The organism is Streptomyces sp. NPDC005303 (assembly GCF_040607335.1).
GTDB lineage: Bacteria > Actinomycetota > Actinomycetes > Streptomycetales > Streptomycetaceae > Streptomyces.
This window is the reverse complement of sequence record NZ_JBEXGM010000007.1, coordinates 101714-122418: the sequence shown is the minus strand read 5'-3', so window position 1 is coordinate 122418 and position 20705 is coordinate 101714. Positions and strand designations below refer to the sequence as shown.

At 70.5% G+C, this 20705-nt stretch carries 15 protein-coding genes; 11 read left to right on the top strand and 4 right to left on the bottom strand.

From position 1 onward, the window contains the following. Positions 1–115 precede the first annotated feature (115 nt). A complete protein-coding gene (locus ABZT93_RS13345) occupies positions 116–823 on the top strand; it encodes a DUF4190 domain-containing protein (protein ID WP_356103193.1) in 708 nt (235 codons plus the stop codon). Positions 824–868: 45 nt separating this feature from the next. Here ABZT93_RS13345 and ABZT93_RS13340 read toward each other — a convergent pair whose 3' ends face one another. Beyond that, entirely contained in the window at positions 869–1438 is a 570-nt protein-coding gene (locus tag ABZT93_RS13340) for an NADAR family protein (RefSeq protein ID WP_356103190.1), read from the bottom strand. 211 nt (positions 1439–1649) lie between these two features. Here ABZT93_RS13340 and ABZT93_RS13335 point away from each other — a divergent pair, with 211 nt between their 5' ends. From ABZT93_RS13335 to ABZT93_RS13305, 7 genes are all read left to right on the top strand, one after another. After that, positions 1650–3185, top strand: coding sequence for a gamma-aminobutyraldehyde dehydrogenase (locus ABZT93_RS13335; RefSeq protein WP_356103187.1), 1536 nt, complete (start codon positions 1650–1652; stop codon positions 3183–3185). Between the two features lie 56 nt (positions 3186–3241). Beyond that, positions 3242–4489, top strand: coding sequence for a spermidine/putrescine ABC transporter substrate-binding protein (locus ABZT93_RS13330; protein ID WP_356103184.1), 1248 nt, complete (start codon positions 3242–3244; stop codon positions 4487–4489). Next, positions 4486–5652 carry an ABC transporter ATP-binding protein gene (locus ABZT93_RS13325; RefSeq protein WP_356103181.1) on the top strand — a complete coding sequence of 389 codons (1167 nt, stop codon included), beginning with the start codon at positions 4486–4488 and terminating at the stop codon, positions 5650–5652. The genes ABZT93_RS13330 and ABZT93_RS13325 overlap by 4 nt, the downstream gene beginning before the upstream one ends. Beyond that, positions 5652–6581, top strand: a complete 930-nt coding sequence (locus ABZT93_RS13320; RefSeq protein ID WP_356103178.1) for an ABC transporter permease — start codon at positions 5652–5654, stop codon at positions 6579–6581. Before ABZT93_RS13325 ends, ABZT93_RS13320 begins: the two co-directional genes overlap by 1 nt. Next, positions 6582–7382 (top strand): ABC transporter permease, encoded by an 801-nt coding sequence (locus ABZT93_RS13315; protein WP_356103175.1) that lies wholly within the window; start codon positions 6582–6584, stop codon positions 7380–7382. A 36-nt stretch (positions 7383–7418) separates the two neighbouring features. Further along, on the top strand, positions 7419–8837 hold the full coding sequence (locus tag ABZT93_RS13310) for an FAD-dependent oxidoreductase (RefSeq protein ID WP_356103172.1): 1419 nt from the start codon (positions 7419–7421) through the stop codon (positions 8835–8837). 120 nt (positions 8838–8957) lie between these two features. Next, positions 8958–9413 (top strand): hypothetical protein, encoded by a 456-nt coding sequence (locus ABZT93_RS13305; protein WP_356103169.1) that lies wholly within the window; start codon positions 8958–8960, stop codon positions 9411–9413. A gap of 156 nt (positions 9414–9569) precedes the next feature. On the opposite strand, the gene ABZT93_RS13300 is transcribed toward ABZT93_RS13305, so the two are convergent. Together ABZT93_RS13300 and gabT are read right to left on the bottom strand one after the other, a co-directional pair. Next, positions 9570–10364 carry a phosphatase PAP2 family protein gene (locus ABZT93_RS13300; RefSeq protein ID WP_356103167.1) on the bottom strand — a complete coding sequence of 265 codons (795 nt, stop codon included), beginning with the start codon at positions 10362–10364 and terminating at the stop codon, positions 9570–9572. 168 nt (positions 10365–10532) lie between these two features. Beyond that, the gene (gene gabT / locus ABZT93_RS13295; protein ID WP_356103165.1) at positions 10533–11867 is read right to left on the bottom strand and encodes a 4-aminobutyrate--2-oxoglutarate transaminase; all 1335 of its coding nucleotides are present in this window, start codon (positions 11865–11867) and stop codon (positions 10533–10535) included. A gap of 252 nt (positions 11868–12119) precedes the next feature. Between gabT and ABZT93_RS13290 the strand changes: the two genes are divergently transcribed. The 3 genes from ABZT93_RS13290 (at position 12120) to ABZT93_RS13280 (ending at position 17553) form a co-directional block, all read left to right on the top strand. Then, entirely contained in the window at positions 12120–14255 is a 2136-nt protein-coding gene (locus ABZT93_RS13290) for an ATP-binding protein (protein WP_356103162.1), read from the top strand. A 104-nt stretch (positions 14256–14359) separates the two neighbouring features. Next, positions 14360–16018: a PucR family transcriptional regulator gene (locus tag ABZT93_RS13285; RefSeq protein ID WP_356103159.1), complete on the top strand. Its 1659-nt coding sequence runs from the start codon at positions 14360–14362 to the stop codon at positions 16016–16018. An 89-nt stretch (positions 16019–16107) separates the two neighbouring features. After that, the gene (locus ABZT93_RS13280; protein WP_356103156.1) at positions 16108–17553 is read left to right on the top strand and encodes an aldehyde dehydrogenase family protein; all 1446 of its coding nucleotides are present in this window, start codon (positions 16108–16110) and stop codon (positions 17551–17553) included. A gap of 142 nt (positions 17554–17695) precedes the next feature. Here the strand turns inward: ABZT93_RS13280 and ABZT93_RS13275 are convergent, their stop codons facing one another. Beyond that, positions 17696–20551, bottom strand: coding sequence for a glycoside hydrolase family 3 C-terminal domain-containing protein (locus tag ABZT93_RS13275; RefSeq protein WP_356103154.1), 2856 nt, complete (start codon positions 20549–20551; stop codon positions 17696–17698). Between the last annotated feature and the right edge of the window lie 154 nt (positions 20552–20705).

Sequence of the window (20705 nt, the reverse complement as noted above, 5' to 3'; positions counted from 1 at the left end):
GGTGAGTGCAACTCCCCAGGGGCGCGGGGAACCGCGCGACCGGCCCCCACCTGTCCTACAACCCGACCACGGCTCCCGTAACATGGCCGCACGAACGACCTAGGGGGACGTGAGCATGACGGACGGAACGCAGTCGAACGGGGACGGTCGGGACCCGTGGGCGCCACCGGAGAGTGGGCCCTCGTTGGAGAAGAGCCCGTCGCCCGGTGCCGGGCAGCCGCCGGCGCCCTCCGTGCATGATCAGGCCACCGTGACCTCCGGACCGAACGACGGTTACGGCTTCCCGCCTCCGGGAGCAGCGCCCACCCCTGGTTACGGCTACCCCGCCCCCGAGCAGGGCGTGCCCGTCGGCGGACCCGCACCCGGCATACCCGGCGGCCCCGCCTCCGTGCCGCCTCCGCCCATCGGGCCCGAGGGCCCCGGCGCTCCCGTCGGCTACGGCTACCCCGCCTATCCGCAGAGCCCGCAGGGATACGGCGGCTGGGCCCCACCCATGCCCCCGCAGAACGGCATGGGTGTCGCCGCGATGGTGCTGGGCATCCTGTCCTGCGCCCTGTTCTGCATGTACGGCATCCTCTCGCTGGTGCTCGGGGTCCTCGCCATCGTGTTCGGGGTCAAAGGGCGCAAGCGGGCCGAGCGGGGTGAGGCCACCAACCGCGGGCAGGCGCAGGCCGGGTTCATCATGGGGATCATCGGGACGATCCTCGGCATCGCCGTGATCGTGTCGCTCATCATCGGCATCACGGCCGCCATCAACTCGGAGGACGACTCCGACTACTACGACGGCTCCCTCGCCGTCGTGGCGTCCGCCCCGGTGGTGTAGCGCCCGGAGCGGAAACAAGGGGACCACCGGATCCGGTGGTCCCCTTCACGCGTTTCTGAGGCGGTCCCTCGCCTCCATCAGCGCGAAGCCCAGGAGGTTCGGGCCCCGCCAGCGCCCCGGATCGCCCGCCGCCTCGTCGTCCGCGGCGAGCCCGATGCCCCACACCCGGTCCAGCGGGCTCGCCTCCACCAGCACCCGGTCGCCGGTGTTCAGGAGGTACTCCCGCAGGTCTTCGTGGGCCGCGAACTTGTGCACGCTGCCCTCCACGACGATCCCGAAGCGCTCACGCCGCCAGATCTGCTCGTCGAAGCCTCTGACCAGCCGGCCCATGTTCTTGGCCTGAGCCGGGGATCCGGCCGCCAGGATCCGGCGCTCCGCCTCCTGATCTTCGAAAAGGCGTGCCTTGGCCGCCATCATCCAGTGTTCGGCGGTCGCAAAGGTCGCCCCGTCCACGGCGAACGGCGCGGGCCACCACTGGCTCAGACAGCTCGCGCCGACCCGGCCGTCCGCACGCGGGCGGTGGCCCCAGAAGTGCAGATACTTGATTTTCGCTCCGGCCCGGACCTGCTTGACCAGGGCATCCTGTGAATCGATCTTCCCCGTGATCTTCCCCATGCACGCGAGTCTGGCAGGAGCCACTGACACTCCGTCTCTCCTTTTCGGGAGTGACTCGACACCTGGTCGACAGATTTCGTCGCGTAACCGAAAGGCAACAACGGAATCACTTGTAGGAGTGTCATTGCTCTGTCAGGATCGGCACTCAAATCGAGCTGGAGCTACGCCACCCGCCCGCGGCCACCGCGGGGTGACGGCGGAGGAGAGCGACATGCACAACCCGGGCACTGCCACCCCGGAACGGTTCGCGGCGCAGGAGCGGTTCGCCGAAGGCGCGCAGTTCATCGGAGGGCGTCTCACCAAGGGAACCTCCGGCCGTACACACGCGGTCGTGGATCCCGCGAGCGGTGAGGAGGTCTTCACGTACGAGCTGGCGGGCGTCGAGGACGTGGACGCAGCCGTCGCCGCGGCCCGCGCGGCCTTCCCGGGCTGGTCGTCCGCCACTCCGGGCGACCGTTCCGACGCCCTGCACCGGTTCGCCGCTGTGCTCGCCGACCGTGCCGAGGACTTCGCCCGCGCGGAGTCGCTCCAGTGCGGGAAGCCGCTGAAGCTGACCCGGGAGTTCGACGTCCCGGGGACCATCGACAACACCGCCTTCTTCGCGGGTGCGGCCCGGCATCTTCAGGGGCAGTCCGCCGGGGAGTACTCCGGCGATCACACGTCGTACGTCAGGCGTGAGCCCATCGGTGTCGTCGGGTCCATCGCGCCCTGGAACTATCCGCTCCAGATGGCCGCCTGGAAGATCCTCCCGGCGATCGCCGCGGGCAACACCATCGTTCTGAAGCCCGCCGAGATCACCCCGCTCACCTCCCTTCTCTTCGCCCAGGCCGCCACCGACGCCGGGATTCCCGACGGTGTCATCAACATCGTCACCGGGACCGGCAAGGAGGCGGGGGAGCGTCTGGTCGGTCATCCCGACGTGGCCATGACCTCCTTCACCGGGTCGACGGCCGTCGGCAAGCGGGTCGCCGAGATCGCCACCGCCACCGTCAAGCGGCTGCACCTGGAACTCGGCGGCAAGGCCCCCTTCGTCGTCTTCGACGACGCCGACCTGGAGGCCGCCGTCAACGGGGCGGTCGCGGGCGCGCTCATCAACACCGGGCAGGACTGCACGGCCGCCACCCGCGCGTACGTACAGCGGCCGCTGTACGAGGCCTTCGTCGAGAGGACCGCGGCTCTGATGGAGAGCGTCCGTCTCGGGGACCCCTTCGCCGCCGGCACCGATCTGGGGCCGCTCATCTCCCACGTCCAGCGGGACCGGGTCGCCGGGTTCATCGACCGTGCGCGCGGCTACGCGCGCGTGGTGGCCGGCGGGGAGGCGCCGGGCGGGGAGCTCGCGAAGGGGGCCTACTACAAACCCACTCTCGTCGCCGACGCCGCCCAGGACAGCGAGATCGTCCAGTCCGAGATCTTCGGGCCGGTGCTGGTCGTGCTGCCCTTCGACAGCGACGACGACGGCATCCGGCTCGCCAACGACACCCCCTACGGGCTCGCCGCCTCCGCCTGGAGCCGGGACGTCTACCGGGCGAACCGGGCCACGCGGGAGATCAAGGCCGGGTGCGTGTGGGTCAACGACCACATCCCGATCATCAGCGAGATGCCGCACGGCGGGTACAAGGCGTCCGGCTTCGGCAAGGACATGTCCTCGTACTCGTTCGAGGAGTACACGCAGATCAAGCACGTTATGTTCGACAATACGGCGGTGGTCAGGAAGGACTGGCACCGCACGATCTTCGGGGACCGATAGCCGTATACAGGCCGCCCGACCCGCGGCCGCCCACTTTCCCGAAAGGGCACCAGCGCATGGAGCAGTACGAGCCCGACCGCCTGTCGCCGGCCCAAGTGGCCGCCATGCGGCGCAGCTTCCGAAGCGGCCGGGCCGCCATGACCCGGCGGTCCCTGTTGCGCGCCTCCGCGGGCGGCGCGCTCGCGGTCGGCGGCCTCGGCACGCTGAGCGCCTGCGGCATCCCCGCGGCCGGCAACACCCAGGGCGGCGTCTCCGCGGAGGACCACTCGGCCAAGGAGAAGACCGTCAACTTCTCCAACTGGACCGAGTACATCGACGTGGACGAGAGCGAGAAGCACCACCCCACGCTCGACCAGTTCAAGAAGCAGACCGGCATCTCGGTCAAGTACACCGAGGACATCAACGACAACGTCGAGTTCTTCGGGAAGATCAAGCCCCAGCTGGCGGCGGGGCAGGACACCGGGCGCGACATCATCGTGCTCACCGACTGGCTCGCCGCCCGGCTCATCCGGCTGGGTTGGGTCCAGAAACTGGACGCCTCCAACCTGCCCCACGCGTACGCCAACCTGTCCCAGCAGTTCCGTGACCCCGACTGGGATCCGGGGCGGGCGTACTCGTATGTGTGGCAGGGCATCTCGACCGTCATCGCCTACAACAAGAAGGCCCTCGACGGCCAGGAGGTGAAGTCGATCTCCGACCTGCTGGACAACGCCAAGCTCAAGGGCCGGGTCGGCTTCCTGTCGGAGATGCGCGACAGCATCGGGATGACCCTGCTCGACATGGGCAAGGACCCGGCGAACTTCACCGCGGACGACTACGACGCGGCCATCGCGCGCCTCCAGAAGGCCGTCGACAAGGGGCAGATCCGCCGCTTCACCGGCAACGACTACACCTCCGACCTGACCAGCGGGGACTTCGCCGCCTGTGTCGCCTGGGCCGGTGACGTCGTCCAGCTGAAGGCCGACAGCCCCGACATCGACTTCATCATCCCGGACAGCGGATACATGACGTCGACCGACAACATGCTGATCCCCAACAAGGCCCGTCACAAGACGAACGCCGAGCGGCTCATCGACTTCTACTACCAGCCCAAGCCCGCCGCCGAGCTCGCCGCGTACATCAACTACGTGTCGCCCGTCGACGGTGTGAAGCCCGAGCTGGAGAAGCTCGACCCGGATGCGGCGAACAACCCGCTGATCATCCCCGACAAGGCCATGGCCGCGAAGTCCCACCCCTTCCGCTCACTGAGCGCGAAGGAAGAGACGGCCTTTGAAGAGAAGTTCGCGAAGCTGACTGGGGCGTGATCACCGTGACGAACAAGCACACCGACAACAGCGGCGACGTCCGCCTCTCCGGCATCAGCAAGACGTACGACAACGGCTTCACCGCCGTACAGCCGCTCGACCTGACCGTGCCCCAGGGCTCCTTCTTCGCCCTGCTCGGTGCCTCCGGCTGCGGCAAGACCACCACCCTGCGCATGATCGCCGGCCTGGAGGAGCCCACCACGGGCACCGTGCACCTCGGCGACCAGGAGGTGACCCGGCTGCCGCCCTACAAGCGGCCGGTGAACACCGTCTTCCAGTCCTACGCCCTCTTCCCGCACCTGGACATCTTCGAGAACGTCGCCTTCGGTCTGCGCCGACGTGGCATCAAGTCGGTGAAGAAGCAGGTCGAGGACATGCTGGAGCTCGTACAGCTGGGGGAGCAGGCCCGTAAGAAGCCCCACCAGCTCTCGGGTGGCCAGCAACAGCGGGTCGCCGTGGCGCGGGCGCTGATCAACACCCCCAAGGTCCTCCTCCTCGACGAACCGCTCGGCGCCCTCGACCTCAAGCTGCGCCGCCAGATGCAGCTGGAGCTCAAGCGCATCCAGACCGAGGTCGGCATCACCTTCGTGCACGTCACGCACGACCAGGAGGAGGCCATGACCATGGCCGACACGGTCGCCGTGATGAACGCGGGCCGCGTCGAGCAGCTCGGCTCACCGACCGACCTGTACGAGAACCCGAACACCACCTTCGTCGCCAACTTCCTCGGCACCTCCAACCTCATCGAGGCCGAGGTCGACTCCCGGAGCGGCGGCGAGATCGTGCTGAAGGCGGGCGGCGGGAAGCTGGTGCTGCCCGAGGCGCGGTACGCCGGTCCGACCACGACCGGCGGCAAGGTGCTGGTCGGCGTCCGGCCCGAGAAGATCGCCCTCACCCACGCCGACGAGGCCGGCGAGATCCCCGTGGGCCGCAACCGGATCACCGGGAAGATCGCCGATTCGAGCTTCATCGGTGTCTCCACCCAGTACGTCATCGACAGCCCCGTCTGCCCCGAGTTCGAGGTCTACGCCCAGAACATCGACCGCGACGACCGGCTCGTGCCCGGCGCCGAGGTCGTCCTGCACTGGAACCCGGCGCACACCTTCGGTCTGGACGCCGACCAGGACATCGACGCGGGCATCCAGGAAGAGGCGACGGTCTGATGGCGACGCTCACCGAGGCGCCGCCGCCTCTCTCCCCCACCGCGCCCGAGAAGAAGCCCCCGCGCAAGCGCGGCCGCTTCACGCCGTACTGGCTGCTGCTGCCCGGCATCCTGTGGCTGCTGGTCTTCTTCGCGCTGCCGATGATCTACCAGGCCTCCACGTCCGTGCAGACGGGATCCCTGGAGACGGGCTACAAGGTCACCTGGCACTTCGCGACCTACTGGGATGCGCTGGCCGACTACTGGCCGCAGTTCCTGCGCTCGATCCTGTACGCCGGTGCCGCGACGATCCTCTGTCTGGTGCTGGGGTATCCGCTCGCGTATCTGATCGCGTTCCGCGCGGGGCGCTGGCGGAACCTGATCATGGTTTTGGTGATCGCGCCGTTCTTCACCAGCTTCCTGATCCGCACCCTCGCCTGGAAGACGATCCTCGCGGACGGCGGCCCGGTCGTCGGCGCCCTCAACACCCTGCACGTCCTGGACGTCACCAGCTGGCTCGGCTGGACCACCGGCGACCGCGTCCTGGCCACACCGCTCGCGGTGGTGTGCGGTCTGACGTACAACTTCCTGCCGTTCATGATCCTGCCGCTGTACACCTCCCTGGAGCGCATCGACGGGCGGCTGCACGAGGCGGCGGGCGACCTGTACGCCAAGCCGGTCACCACCTTCCGCAAGGTGACCTTCCCGCTGTCGATGCCGGGCGTGGTCTCCGGGACGCTGCTGACCTTCATCCCGGCGGCCGGCGACTACGTGAACGCCGATCTGCTCGGCTCCACGGACACCCGCATGGTCGGCAACGTCATCCAGACGCAGTTCCTGCGGATTCTGGACTATCCGACGGCCGCGGCCCTCTCCTTCATCCTGATGGCCGCGATTCTCTTCATGGTCACGTTCTACATCCGTAGGTCCGGCACGGAGGATCTGGTTTAAATGACCTTCGTCAACTGGCTCAAGCGTCATCTCGTCGTCATCGCGGGACTGATCACCCTCGGATATCTGCTGCTGCCGAACGTCGTCGTCACGGTGTTCTCCTTCAACAAACCGAAGGGGCGCTTCAACTACGAATGGCAGCAGTTCTCCACGGACGCCTGGAAGGACCCCTGCGGGGTCGCCGACATGTGCGGATCGCTGTCCATCAGTCTCCAGATCGCGTTCTGGGCGACGCTCGGCGCGACCGTCCTCGGCACGATGATCGCCTTCGCGCTGGTCCGCTACCGCTTCCGCGCCCGCGGCGCCGTGAACTCGCTGATCTTCCTGCCGATGGCGATGCCCGAGGTCGTCATGGCGGCCTCGCTGCTCACCCTGTTCCTCAACATGGGCGCACAGCTGGGCTTCTGGACGATCCTCATCGCCCACATCATGTTCTGCCTGAGTTTCGTCGTGACGGCGGTCAAGGCGCGCGTGATGTCGATGGACCCGCGACTGGAACAGGCGGCGCAGGACCTGTACGCCGGCCCCTTCCAGACCTTCGTCCGGGTCACCCTGCCGATCGCCGCCCCCGGAATCGCCGCGGGCGCGCTGCTCGCCTTCGCGCTCTCCTTCGACGATTTCATCATCACCAACTTCAACGCGGGCTCGACCGTCACCTTCCCCATGTTCGTCTGGGGTTCGGCACAACGCGGAACGCCCGTGCAGATCAATGTCATCGGCACGACCATGTTCCTCGTCGCCGTCCTTCTGGTGCTGACCTCCATGGTCATCAGCAACCGCCGCAACAGACAAAAGGCATAGGCCTTTTCACCCAACCCTCCGTAGGGAGTTGAAATCATGGCCCCGAGCGCCATGAGCCGCTGGACCAAGGCACTTTCCGAAGCCCAGCCGGTCCCGTACTGGCTGGACGACCCCGGCAGGCCCCACCCCGAGCCCGCCCTCACCGGCGCCGAGACCTGCGACCTGCTGGTCGTCGGCGGTGGCTACAGCGGGCTGTGGACCGCGCTCAACGCGAAAGAGCGCGACCCCGAGCGGGATGTCGTCCTGCTGGAGGGCCGTGAGGTGGGCTGGGCCGCCTCCGGCCGCAACGGCGGCTTCTGCGCCGCCTCCCTCACCCACGGTCTGTCCAACGGGCTGACCCGCTGGCCGGACGAGATCCACCAGCTTCAGGAGCTGGGCGCCCGCAACCTCGACGAGATCGAGAAGGCGGTCGCCCGGCACGACCTCGACTGCGAGTTCGAGCGCACCGGCGAGATCGACGTGGCGACCGAGACGTACCAGGCCAGGGAACTGCGCGACTGGTACGAGGAGCTCCGGGAGAAGGGCCTCGCCGACGGCGTCGAGTTCCTGGACGCCGACGCGGTCCGCGACCAGGTCGCCTCACCGACCTTCGAGGCCGGGCTGTGGGACCGGCGGGGCGTGGCCATGCTCAACCCGGCCAAGCTCGTCTGGGGCCTGAAGCGGGCGTGCCTGAGGCTGGGCGTGCGGGTCTACGAGCACACGCCCGCCCTCACCCTGAAGCAGTACGGTGCCGGCATGGCCGTACGCACGCCGTACGGTTCCGTCCGGGCACGGAAGGTCGCGCTCGGCACGAACATCTTCCCGAACCTGGTCAAGCGGGTGCGGGCGTACACCGTCCCGGTCTACGACTACGCGCTGATGACCGAGCCGCTGAGCGTGGAACAGCTCGCGTCGATCGGCTGGAAGAACCGGCAGGGCCTCGGGGACTCGGCGAACCAGTTCCACTACTTCCGGCTCTCCGCCGACAACCGCGTCCTGTGGGGCGGTTACGACGCGGTCTACCCGTACGGCGGCCGGGTGCGGGCCGAGTACGACGACCGGCCGGAGACGTACGCCAAGCTCGCGGGGCACTTCTTCACCTGCTTCCCGCAGCTGGAGGGCGTCCGCTTCACCCACGCGTGGGGCGGCGCGATCGACACCTGCTCGCGGTTCTCCGCGTTCTACGGCACCGCGCACCAGGGGAAGGTGGCGTACGCGGCGGGTTACACGGGTCTCGGTGTCGGGGCAACGCGCTTCGGCGCGGACGTGATGCTGGACCTGCTGGCGGGAGAGGTGACCGAGCGGACCTCGCTGGAGATGGTCCGCAAGAAGCCGCTGCCCTTCCCGCCGGAGCCCTTCGCCTGGACCGGCATCGCCCTCACCAAGTGGTCGCTGGCCCGGGCCGACGCGCACGGCGGGCGGCGCAATCTGTGGTTGCGGACCATGGACAAGCTCGGTCTGGGATTCGACAGCTGAACGATCGTATGTGGTCTGATTCACTCCAACGAGTGGTCAGAACCCGCGTAATGCTCCCGGGGAGACCTTCCTCTCCCTCGTGACGCGAACAGCGTCGACGAGAGAAAGGGAGGTCTTCTCATGACAGGGGCGAAGACGGCGGTCGAGTGGCTGGCATCCGTCGCACCGGATCCCGAGGCCTGCCGCTGGGAGTGGGAGCGCAACCCCCTGGGGGTCGCGCTGCTTCCGGCGGGCAGGGCCTGGGACGTACTGATCCTGCCGGGTGAGCTCGGCTATCCGACGCTCGACGTCCTCACCCGCATCCTCGACCGGCTCGGCCCGGTGCTCGTCGACTTCGGCGACGCACGCATGGGGTTCTTCGTGCCACCGGGCACCGCGGCCCGCTGGCTCGGCACCGGCATCCGCACGGCCGGCGCCGGCACCTGGATCGTCGTGCCGTACCCGGGCCGGGTGGCCGGGGGAGGCGTGCGCTGGCTGGTCCCGCCGGACGGCTCCGGCATTCTCGTCGACCCGGCGCTGCTGGAACTGGCGATGCACGAGGCGGCGGCGGGCCTGGCGACGCAGGACGACGGCTGACCCGACGGTCTCGCCACGCTCTCGTCGGCCGCCCGTGCGGCCGACGCGGACCGGGCGGGGGTCCTGTGCACAGTGGGAGTGCGGCGCTGCGGGTGTCCCCCGCCGGCAGCGACAACGCCCAGTGTGCCCAGGAGCTCGGTCGCCGGGTCCAGCGGTTCAGCGGCGGCTGTGCCGCGCCAGGAAAAGCCAGAGTCCGCACAGCAGGATCGTGCAGAGGCACCAGCTGGCCACGACGTCCAGGGGCCAGTGATAGCCGCGGCGGACCAGTCCGTAGGAGACGCCGAGGACGAGGAGGCCGTAGAGGAGGACGAGGGAGCGACGGCTGCGGCGGGTGTGGAGGAGGGGGAGCAGGAGCAGGGTCGCGGAACCGTAGGCGACGGCCGCGGTGGCGGTGTGGCCGGAGGGGAAGTATCCGGTACCGGGAGGGACCACGGGGGTGCCGGAACGGTCGGTCCAGATCTTGAGGGGGACGACGAGGGCCGGGACCAGGGCCATGAGGAGGGCCGTCGCGGTGGCCGGCAGCCACCAGCGGTCTGTACCTCTGCGGCGGTGGTGCCAGGTCACGTACGCCAGCGCCACGACCAGGGCCGGTACGGCGACCTGGACACTGCCCAGGTGGGAGAGGCCTCCGCCGATGCGGTCGGGGTGGCGCAGAGCGGCGCTGACCCGCTCGTCCGCACGCAGAAGCGGCCCGTCCTCGACGACCTGCCAGGTGATCAGGGCGAAGAGGAGGGCCGGGATTCCGAGAAGGAGGGTGAGGAAGGCCGGCCGCCCCGGAACAGGGGGGGTGGTTCCGGGGCGGCCGATCAGATCGGTTCGTCGGCCGCCCCGGGGGGTTTGGGGCGGGCGACTGTCCGATCGGTGAGGAGATCCGGAACCAGAGGCTCCAGTTGTGTGCGCGAGGGCACGACCAGGGCGAAGCTGGGGAGGCCCCGTCCTGATGTCACCCACAGTCCCCTGTGGGCGGGGTGTATCTCTCATCTGGGTAGAACCTACGACAGGGTGGCGGCGTACGACAGGCAGAATCGCAACCTCACAACCACCTCGCACACCTTCTTCACACCCTCTGCCGCTCGCCACCGCAGCCCCGGAATCCCGGGGAATGCCGGGCCGGTGACGTCAGATGCGGGTGAAGGCCTGCTCGATGATGTCGAGGCCCTCGTTCAGGAGGTCCTCGCCGATGACGAGCGGGGGCAGGAAGCGCAGGACGTTGCCGTAGGTGCCACAGGTCAGGACCAGCAGGCCCTCCTGGTGGCAGGCCTTGGCGAGCGCGGCGGTCGCCTCCGGGTTCGGCTCCTTGGTCGTACGGTCCTTGACGAGCTCGATGGCGATCATGGCGCCGCGGCCGCGGACGTCCCCGACGATGTCGAACTTCTCGGCCATCGCGGTGAGACGGGCCTTCATCGTGGCCTCGATCGCCTTCGCCCTGGCGTTGAGGTCCAACTCCTTCATCGTCTCGATGGCGCCCAGCGCACCGGCGCAGGCGACCGGGTTGCCGCCGTACGTGCCGCCGAGGCCGCCGACGTGGGCGGCGTCCATGATCTCCGCGCGACCGGTGACGGCGGCGAGCGGAAGACCGCCGGCGATGCCCTTGGCGGTGGTGATCAGGTCCGGGACGATGCCCTCGTCCTCGCAGGCGAACCACTGACCGGTGCGGCAGAAGCCGGATTGGATCTCGTCGGCGACGAAGACGATGCCGTTGTCCTTGGCGAACTGGCTGATCGCGGGCAGGAAGCCCTTCGCCGGCTCGATGAAGCCGCCCTCGCCCAGGACGGGCTCGATGATGATCGCGGCGACGTTCTCCGGGCCGACCTGCTTGGTGATCTGGTCGATGGCCTGGGCGGCGGCCTCGGGGCCGGCGTTCTCGGAGCCGGTGGGCCAGCGGTAGCCGTAGGCGACGGGGACGCGGTAGACCTCGGGGGCGAAGGGCCCGAAGCCGTGCTTGTACGGCATGTTCTTCGCGGTCAGCGCCATGGTGAGGTTGGTGCGGCCGTGGTAGCCGTGGTCGAAGACGACGACGGCCTGCCGCTTGGTGTACGACCGCGCGATCTTGACGGCGTTCTCCACGGCCTCGGCGCCGCTGTTGAACAGGGCCGACTTCTTGGCGTGGTCACCCGGGGTGAGCTCGGCGAGGGCCTCGGCGACCTGCACGTAGCCCTCGTACGGGGTGACCATGAAACAGGTGTGGGTGAAGTCGGCGAGCTGCTGCGTCGCCCGGCGTACGACGGCCTCGGCGGACGCGCCGACGGACGTCACGGCGATGCCCGAACCGAAGTCGATCAGCCGGTTCCCGTCGACGTCCTCGATGATCCCGCCGCCCGCGCGCGCGGTGAACACGGGCAGCACGGACCCCACGCCCTGCGCGACCGCGGCGACCCGGCGGGCCTGCAGCTCCTGCGACTTGGGTCCGGGGATGGCGGTGACGACGCGGCGCTCCTGCGGAAGTGCGGTCATGAGGGGCTCCTGGGGTGTTGCGGGCGGAGATTTCGAGGACTGTGTCCAGTCTTTTCTCGCAGGCTAGGGCGGGGGAGGAAGGGTGGGCATGCTCCATGTGGGCGTTGTCGTGGGGGCGGGTTGTCCGTGGTGGACATAGCCGGTTTCCGGGACGGTGTGACGGCTCGGCCCCGCAATCGGTGAACTCCCTTTGCGGGCGCGTTAGATTGGCCGCTGACGGTGGACGGAACGGCTGGTCAGGGAGCAGGGGCGATGGACAGCGACGGGACGCAGGACGCGCGGGGTACGCATGCGAATCCTGTGCCGCGGGCACGGTCCGTGATGCCACCGAGGCCGTCCCGGGCGCCCGGGGTGCCCCCGCAGCCGGACGGGTCGGCGTTCCTGACGTGGCTGCGGACGCCGCGGCCGGAGACGCCGCCGGGGGTATGGCGGTTCGGACACCGGCCCCGGCCGGAGGCGGAACCGGAGCTCATCCCCGGCCGCCAGCTGATCAGTGGCGCGCTGATCGCGTTCCTCGTCGGCTGGCTCGTCTGGTCGCTGCTCCAGAACGGTTATGTCGGCACCTGGTGGTGGCTTCCGCTTCTTCTGCTGACGCCTGACTCCTGGCGTGGAGGCGACAGTGCCCTCGGCCAGACGGGCACCGCCCTCCTCTACACGAGTTACAGGGTGCTCATCGCGTTGATCATCATGGTCGTCGTGGGAAAGCTCGGCCGCTGGGGCGAGGTCTGGCGCCGCTACGGCCCCTCAGCCTGGCGTCCGAGCGCGCCAGCCCACGAGCCTCCCCCCGCCCCCGAACAGGACCCCGCCGAATGGCCCCAGCTCCGCGCCGCCGGTGCCCCCGACGTCGCCGAGCGGCTTGCTGCCGAGGCCAGGGCCGGGTTGATGCGGGATGTGGACCATGCCCGGATCGAGCGAGCCTGGCAGGGTGTGCGCAGTGGCCGGTTCAGTCTCGCCACGTTCACCGGTGCTGTGCTCCAGGAGGGTGCCGCCGCCTGTCTGCACCCCTCCGGGGAGCGGGACCTGCCCGCACGGATCGCTCGGCATGACCTCCTCACGGGCCAGGTGCGGCTCGGGACCACCGCCGACGACGCCCGTAACCCGTACGCCTATCGGGGGGCCGGGTTGGGGCTCGGGCCCGAGCTGCTGGGGACCTCGCTGCTCGCGGTCGGGCCGGCCGGGTCCGGGAAGACGGGGGCCGTCATCAGGCCGATCGCCGAGTCGTTGTGTCTGCACGCGCTCGCCGGGCGGGCCGCCGTCGTGGTGGTCGGTGCCGCGGGCGCGGGGCTCGGACCGGCCGACGCCTTTGACGTCGTCGTACAGATCGGGAATCCGGAGTCGGTGTACGACCTCGACCTGTACGGGGGGACGACCGATCCGGACGAGGCCGCGGCCGTGCTCGCCGAGGCGCTCGTCGGTGACCTCGCCGAGCCTCATCAGGGGGGCGACACCCGGCGGTCCACCACCGTGCTCGCCCAGCTCCTCGGGCCGTTCCAGGCGGTCCACGGCCGTTTCCCCGCCGTACCGGAGCTGCGGCAGCTGCTCGACGGCGCGCCCGGACCGATGGCCGCGCTGCGGAAGGGCCTCGAGGATCGCGGGCAGGCGTCGCTGCTGCGTGAACTGGACGCGCGGGAGCGGCAGATGGGGAATCCCGGGGATGTGGGGGGCATCCTCGCGGACCGGGTCGCGCTGCTCGACCGGCCCGCCTTCGCCTCGTTCTTCCAGAGCGCGGGCGCCGATACGTCGGGGCAGTCGCGGCCGTTCTCGCTGAAGGCCCTCGACCACCCCGTCCGGGTCCGGATCGACCTGCCCCAGCGGGGGCACGCCGACGCCTCCCGGATTCTGGCGCGGCTGGTGCTCGCGCAGTTCACGGCGAGTGTCGCGGTGCGGGAGGACCGGTCGCTGTTCGCGTGCCTGGTCGTCGACGACGCCACGGGGGTCGTGACGCCCGAAGCGGTCCGGGGCGTGCAGCGGCTGCGGTCCGGCAACGCGGGAGTGGTGCTGACGCTGCGGACGCTGGACGACGTACCGCGACCGCTGCGCGGGCCCCTGCTCGGGGCCATCGGGTGTCGGATGGCGCTGTCCGGGCTCACCCCGTGGGACGGGCAGGACTTCGCCGAGGTGTGGGGCAAGGAGTGGATCGAGGCGCGGGACGTCACCGACCGCCAGATCATCGCCGAGACCCCGGCCGGCAAGGTGCTGCACGCGGTGCGTCAGGTCATCACCGGCAAGGCGCCGACGGCGCGGGCGGTGACCGTACGACAGGTCGAGCGGGAGCGGTGGTCGGCGTCCGAGCTGGCGCACGGGGTGCCGCCCGGGCACGCGGTGCTGTCGCTGACCACGGTGTCGGGTGAGCACGCGCCGCCGCTGCTGGTGGATCTGCGGGGATGACGTGACCCGATGACCGTACGGTGAGGCAGAATCGTCACAGGTCGTTCATACACGGCGGCCAAAAGATCGCAGCGATCACTGCTCCCTGACGCTCTGAAGGCCCCATGCCACCCACCCTCGCCTCGCTCGTCCACCACTCCGCGCTCAAGCTGACCGTGCGCGCGGGCGAGGACCGGCTGGACGTCCCCGTCCGCTGGGCGCACGTCAGCGAGCTCGCCGATCCCGTTCCCTACATGGAGGGCGGGGAGCTGCTGCTGATCACCGCGCTCAAGCTGGACGCGGAGGATCCGGAGGCGATGCGGCGGTATGTGAAGCGGCTGGCCGGGGCCGGGGTGGTGGGGCTCGGGTTCGCCGTCGGGGTCAACTACGACGAGATCCCCGAGGCCCTGGTCGACGCGGCCCGCGACGAGGGGCTCCCGCTGCTCGAAGTGCCGCGCCGCACCCCGTTCCTCGCCATCAGCAAGGCCGTGTCCGCGGCGATCGCGGCCGATCAGTACCGGTCCGTCACGGCGGGCTTCGCCGCCCAGCGCGAACTGACCAGGCAGGCCCTGACCGACAGCCCGGAGGGGCTGCTCGCCGCGCTCGCCTCCCAGGTCGACGGCTGGGCGGCGCTCTACGACGCCTCGGGCGCCGTCGTCGCCGCCGCGCCGGAGTGGGCAGGCCGTCGGGCCGCGCGCATCACCGCCGACGTGGAACGCCTGCGGGAGCGGCCCGCGCCCGCCTCCGCCGTGGTCGGCGGGTCCGGCACTTCCGACAACGACGACCGCGTGGAGCTGCACTCGCTGGGCACCGGGCGCCGGCCCCGGGCCGCACTGGCGGTGGGGACGGCCGCGGCGCTCGGAACGGCGGAGCGGTACGCGGTGCACTCGGCGATCGCGCTGCTGACGCTCACGACCGAGCGCTCCCGTTCCCTGCAGGCGGCCGAACAGCGGATCGGGGTGGCGGTGGTGCGGATGCTGCTCGCGGGCGAGCCGGACCACGCGCGCACGGTCGCGGGCGACCTGTACGGCGGGCTCCTGGACGCGCCCTTCCGGCTGATCGTGGCGGAGACGGTTGCCGTGTCGTCCGTGCGGATCGCCGCCGACACCCCCGCCCGCGTTCCGTCGGCCGCCGCGCTCGCCGCGGCCGCCGACGTGCACGGCGATCCGCTCGGGGCGCTCACCGAGATCGTGGAGTCCGCGGCGGCCCGCTCCGGGGAGACCGTGCTCGTGGTGCCCGAGGGAGGGCGGCTGGTGGTGCTGGCCGCGGACGGCGGGGCCGCCGTCACCGCGTGCGGGGAGTACGCGGTGGCGCTGGAGTCGGCGCGGACGGGCGAGCAGGCGGGCGCCGGGGACGAGGGCGAACTGGTCGTCGGAGTCTCGGCACCCACGGGACCGATCGCCGCAGCGGCCGCCTACAAGCAGGCCGAACAGGCACTCTCGGTCGCCCGGCGGCGGGGACGGGTGTACGTCGAGCATGAACAGCTGGCCGCCGGATCGGTGCTGCCGCTGCTCGCCGACGACGCCGTACGGGCCTTCGCGGACGGGCTGCTGCGACCGCTGTACGAGCACGACGCGACCGGCCGGGGCGACCTGGTCGCCTCACTGCGGGCCTGGCTCTCCCGGCACGGCCAGTGGGACGCGGCCGCCGCCGACCTGGGCGTCCACCGGCACACCCTGCGGTACCGGATGCGCAGGGTCGAGGAGATCCTGGGCCGCTCCCTGGACGATCCGGACGTACGCATGGAGCTGTGGCTGGCGCTGAAGACGACGGCGGCCGAGTAGCGGCGGTTGGCCGGGCTGGAGTGCTGGTCCGCCCCACTGCTACACCCCGGACAAATTCCCTCGTGACCTCACGGCCCTACCGTGGGGGCATGACTTCCACCACCGCCTTCTGGCTCGCCGGCCGCCAGGTCACCGGCGAGGACACCTTCGATGTCACCTCTCCGTGGGACGGCCGGCTGGTCGGCACGGTGAGTGTGCCGAGCGACGCGCAGATCGAGGAGGCCGTGGCCGCCGCGTACGCCGTCCGCGAGGACTTCGCGGCCACTCCCGCCCACGTCCGCGCCGCCGCCCTCGACCACGTCAGCCGCAGGCTCGTCGAGCGCACCGAGGAGATCGCGCGGCTGATCTCCGCCGAGAACGGCAAGCCGGTCAAGTGGGCCCGGGGCGAGGTCGGCCGTGCCGTCTCCGTGTTCCGGTTCGCCGCCGAGGAGGCCCGGCGGTTCAACGGCGGTGAGGCCCAGCGCCTCGACACCGACCTCGGCGGCCAGGGGCGCCTCGCGCTGACCCGGCGTTTCCCGAAGGGGGTCGTGCTCGGGATCGCGCCCTTCAACTTCCCGCTCAACCTCTGCGCCCACAAGATCGCCCCGGCGATCGCGGCCGGCGCTCCGATCATCCTGAAGCCGGCCCCCGCGACCCCGCTCTCCGGGCTCATCATCGGCGACCTCCTCGCCGAGACCGAGCTGCCCGCCGGGGCGTGGAGCATCCTGCCCGTCCCGAACGACCGGATGCCCGCCCTCGTCCAGGACGAGCGGCTGCCCGTGATCTCCTTCACCGGTTCCGAGAAGGTCGGCTACGCGATCATGGACTCGGTGCCGCGCAAGCACTGCACCCTGGAACTCGGCGGCAACGGCGCGGCGGTCGTCCTCGGCGACTACGCGAGCGACGAGGACCTCGACTGGGCGGCGACCCGCATCGCGACCTTCTCCAACTACCAGGGCGGCCAGTCCTGCATCTCCGTGCAGCGGGTGATCGCCGACGCGTCGGTGTACGACCGGCTGCTCCCGCGTATCGTCGCCGCCGTCGAGGCCCAGGTCACCGGCGACCCGAGCGACGACAAGACCGACGTCGGCCCGCTGGTCAGCGAGGACGCGGCGGTGCGCGTCGAGGCGTGGGTGAAGGAGGCCGTGGAGGCGGGCGCCGGCCTGCTCACCGGCGGCGACCGCGACGGCGCCTCCTACGCGCCGACCGTGCTCACCGACGTCCCGGCGGACACGACGATCTCCTGCGAGGAGGTCTTCGGGCCCGTGCTCACCGTGCAGAAGGTTCACGGCGAGGCGGAGGCCTTCGCCGCCGTCAACGCCTCCAAGTACGGCCTCCAGGCAGGTGTGTTCACCCACGACCTGCAGGCCGCCTTCCGTGCCCACCGCGCGCTGGAGGTCGGCGGCGTGGTCGTCGGTGACGTGCCCTCCTACCGCGCCGACCAGATGCCGTACGGCGGCGTCAAGCAGTCCGGTGTGGGCCGCGAGGGCGTGAAGTTCGCGATGGACGACTACACCTACGAGCGGGTGCTGGTGCTGACCGGCCTCGCGCTCTGAGGTCCCCGGCGAGAACCCCTGGCTAATGGGAACCATTTTCATATAGGGTGGGTGCAGCGACGCTGACCCGCCGCCCCGAAGGGGCCCGGCACCGATGCCTTCCGGTGCCGGGCCCCTTCATGTCGTCAGCCGCTCCGGTCCCTCAACCGGAGAAGCCGACATGCGCGAGCCGCAACGGGCCGCGCAGCCTGAGATGCACGTCGTGCACGCCCTCGGCGACGATCCCGGCGCCGAGGCGGGCGTAGTCGTACGGTCCGGCCTCGGACTCCGCCACCTCCCAGGTGGCGAGTACCGCGCCACCGTCCAGGGACAGTTCGACCGAGCCCTCGCCGGAGACCAGGGCCGTCACCTCGGTGACGCCGGCGCCGAAGTCGCAGTCCCGGTAGACCAGTTCGCCGGTGCGACCCTCGGCGGCCGTCACCGCGTCGCCCGCCGCCTTCGTCCGGTCGACGATCTCGACACCGCTCTGCTCGTCGAAGTCCGCGCCCTCCAGGCCCCGCCGGAGCACCGGACGCGGTGCGGCGGGCTCGCCGTCGAGCAGCACGGTGGTCCGCAGCCGGATGTCCTCGCTGGAGGCGCCCGCCAGGAGCTCGTACGGGCCCGGCTCCAGACGCCACCGGCCCTGCGTCACGTCCCAGAACTCGAAGGCGCGCAGCGGGACTTCGAAGGACAGCTCCTCCTCGGCGCCCGGGGCGAGCGTCACCCGCCGGTGGGCCAGCAGCTCGCGGCGCGGGCGGGGGAGCGCCGGGTCGATCGCGCGCGTGTAGAGCTGGGCGACCTCGTCGGCGGTGACGTCACCGGTGTTCGTGATCGTGAACGACACGCGGACCGCGGTGTCGTCGGTCCGCGCCTCCAGGTCCGCGTAGGAGAAGGAGGCGTACGACAGCCCGTGGCCGAACGGGAACAGGGGCGTGCCCTCGAAGTACAGATAGGTCTGGCGGCTGCCGATGATGTCGTAGTCGAGGAGGCCGGGCAGGTCCGCGTCGCTCTCGTACCAGGTCTGCGGGAGGCGGCCCGCCGGGGAGACGTCGCCGGCCAGGACGCGGGCCAGGGCGGTGCCTGCCGCCTGGCCGCCGTGGGCCGTCCACAGCGCCGCGGCCAGGCCTGATGTGTCGACCGCGTACGGGTAGGCCGAGACCAGGGCCAGGACCGTGCGGGGGTTCGCGGCGCGCGCCGCCCGCAGCAGGCGCTCCTGGTGGGCGGGAAGCCGCAGGGAGGCGCGGTCCTCGGTCTCGCGGCCGTTGATGTGCGGATCGTTTCCCGCGACGACCAGGACGACGTCCGCCTCGGATGTGACCCGGGTCACTGCGTCCTCGCCGCGTTCGACGATGATCAGCGTGAAGGTCTCCGGCTTCGCCTCGGGTTCCGGATTCTCGTCGGCAACCTTCACTCCGTCCGCGGCGACAGTGACGTGGCGGCCCGTACCGATGTGCCTGAGGAGGTGACCGCTGCCGTGCTGCTCCAGGTGGAAGGTCTCCTGGACGACCCAGCCTCCGGGCTGGTCGGCCGAGGCGCGCAGGTACCCGTCCTCGGCAACGGAGAGATAGCGGCCGTCGGGGGCCCGGAGCGTGAGGACGCCCTCGCCCCAGTCGATCAGCGCGAACTCGGTGCCCGTCGCGTCGGTCGTCAGCGGGGGCAGGTCCGTGCGGCCCGCGAGCAGCGCCGGGTCCAGGGCACCTTCGGCACCGCGCGCCTCGTCCTCGCCGCTCTCGGCGGACAGGACGTGCAGAAACGTCCCGGCGGAGGTCCTGAGCCGGACCCGGTCCACCCCCTCCGCGAACTCCACCCGCTCGGCGCCGAACCGCTCGTACAGCCCCTCCAGCGGGGTGGAGCGGTGGATGAGCGTGCCGCTGTACCAGTCGAGCTTGCACTCGTCGGCGAGCAGACCGACCACGGCGAGCCGGGTGTCGGGGGCGAGCGGGAGCACCCCGTCGTTCCTGAGCAGCACGATCGCCTGCTCGGCGGCCTCCTGGGCGAGCGCGCGATGCTGCGGGGTGTCGAAGTCCGTGACGTCGGCGTGCGGGTCGTGGTGCGGGTCGAACTCGCCGAGCCGGAAGCGGACCGAGAGCTGCCGGCGGACCGCGGTGTCGATCTCGGCCTCGGTCAACAGGCCCTGGTCGAGGGCCCCCTGGATGCGCGCGACCATCTGCGAGCTGTCCGTGCCGTGGTCGGTGAAGCTGTCGACCCCGGCCCTGAGGGAGGCCGCGGTGGCCTCCTCGTGGGTGTCGAAGTAGTGCTCGTGGTCGACCAGGTTGGAGGGCGCGCCCGCGTCCGAGCAGACCAGCAGCTCCTCGTCCGTCCAGGTGCGCAGGTGCTCCCGCAGATACGGGGAGACGTGGTTGGGGCGGCCGTTGACGAGGTTGTACGCCGGCATCACCCCGGCCACCGCGCCGGCCACGACCGCCTCGCGGAAGGCGCGCAGGTCGTACTCGTGCAGCACGCGTGGTCGCACCGAGCTGGACGAGGTGGCCCGGTCCGTCTCGTTGTTGTGGGCCAGCCAGTGCTTGAGCACCGGGGCCGTGCGCCAGTACGTGGGGTGGTCGCCGCGCAGCCCGTGGGTGTAGGCGGTGGCGATGGCCGAGGTGAGCTTCGGGTCCTCCGAGTAACCCTCCTCGTTACGGCCCCACAGCGGATGGCGGAGCAGATTGACCGTCGGCGCCCAGATGTTGAGGCCGACCCTGTCGTCGCGGGCGCGCATCGCCCGGACCTCCTTGGACACCGCCTCGCCGATCCGCCGTACGAGCTCGGTGTTCCAGGTCGCGCCGAGGCCCACCGCCTGCGGGAAGACCGTCGCCGGGCCCATCCACGCGACGCCGTGCAGCGCCTCCTGGCCGGTGCGGAACGCGGCGATGCCGAGCCGTTCCACGGCGGGCGTGAACTGGTGCAGGAAGCCGATCTTCTCGTCGGGGGTCAGCCGCGACAGCAGATCGTCGATGCGCTTCGCGAACGGCAGGTGCGGATCGCGAAAAGGCGGTGTGTGCGGCGGGTGTGCGGTCACGTGGGGATCCCCTTGTGATGGATCGGTTCGATGCTTTCGAAGCGCTTCGATGCTCATTCGACATCGGGGCGGGTGTCAAGAGATCCACACCGTCACTTCAAGCGGTGCATAAGAAAAGGTCACCTCCCGTACCTCGGAGGAATCTTGGGAACGA

Bases quoted from the DNA above. Each gene is read 5' to 3' on its own strand.
- ABZT93_RS13345 (WP_356103193.1), top strand. From the start codon at position 116: ATGACGGACGGAACGCAGTCGAACGGGGACGGTCGGGACCCGTGGGCG.
- ABZT93_RS13340 (WP_356103190.1), bottom strand. From the start codon at position 1,438: ATGGGGAAGATCACGGGGAAGATCGATTCACAGGATGCCCTGGTCAAG.
- ABZT93_RS13335 (WP_356103187.1), top strand. From the start codon at position 1,650: ATGCACAACCCGGGCACTGCCACCCCGGAACGGTTCGCGGCGCAGGAG.
- ABZT93_RS13330 (WP_356103184.1), top strand. From the start codon at position 3,242: ATGGAGCAGTACGAGCCCGACCGCCTGTCGCCGGCCCAAGTGGCCGCC.
- ABZT93_RS13320 (WP_356103178.1), top strand. From the start codon at position 5,652: ATGGCGACGCTCACCGAGGCGCCGCCGCCTCTCTCCCCCACCGCGCCC.
- ABZT93_RS13315 (WP_356103175.1), top strand. From the start codon at position 6,582: ATGACCTTCGTCAACTGGCTCAAGCGTCATCTCGTCGTCATCGCGGGA.
- ABZT93_RS13310 (WP_356103172.1), top strand. From the start codon at position 7,419: ATGGCCCCGAGCGCCATGAGCCGCTGGACCAAGGCACTTTCCGAAGCC.
- ABZT93_RS13305 (WP_356103169.1), top strand. From the start codon at position 8,958: ATGACAGGGGCGAAGACGGCGGTCGAGTGGCTGGCATCCGTCGCACCG.
- gabT (WP_356103165.1), bottom strand. From the start codon at position 11,867: ATGACCGCACTTCCGCAGGAGCGCCGCGTCGTCACCGCCATCCCCGGA.
- ABZT93_RS13290 (WP_356103162.1), top strand. From the start codon at position 12,120: ATGGACAGCGACGGGACGCAGGACGCGCGGGGTACGCATGCGAATCCT.
- ABZT93_RS13285 (WP_356103159.1), top strand. From the start codon at position 14,360: ATGCCACCCACCCTCGCCTCGCTCGTCCACCACTCCGCGCTCAAGCTG.
- ABZT93_RS13280 (WP_356103156.1), top strand. From the start codon at position 16,108: ATGACTTCCACCACCGCCTTCTGGCTCGCCGGCCGCCAGGTCACCGGC.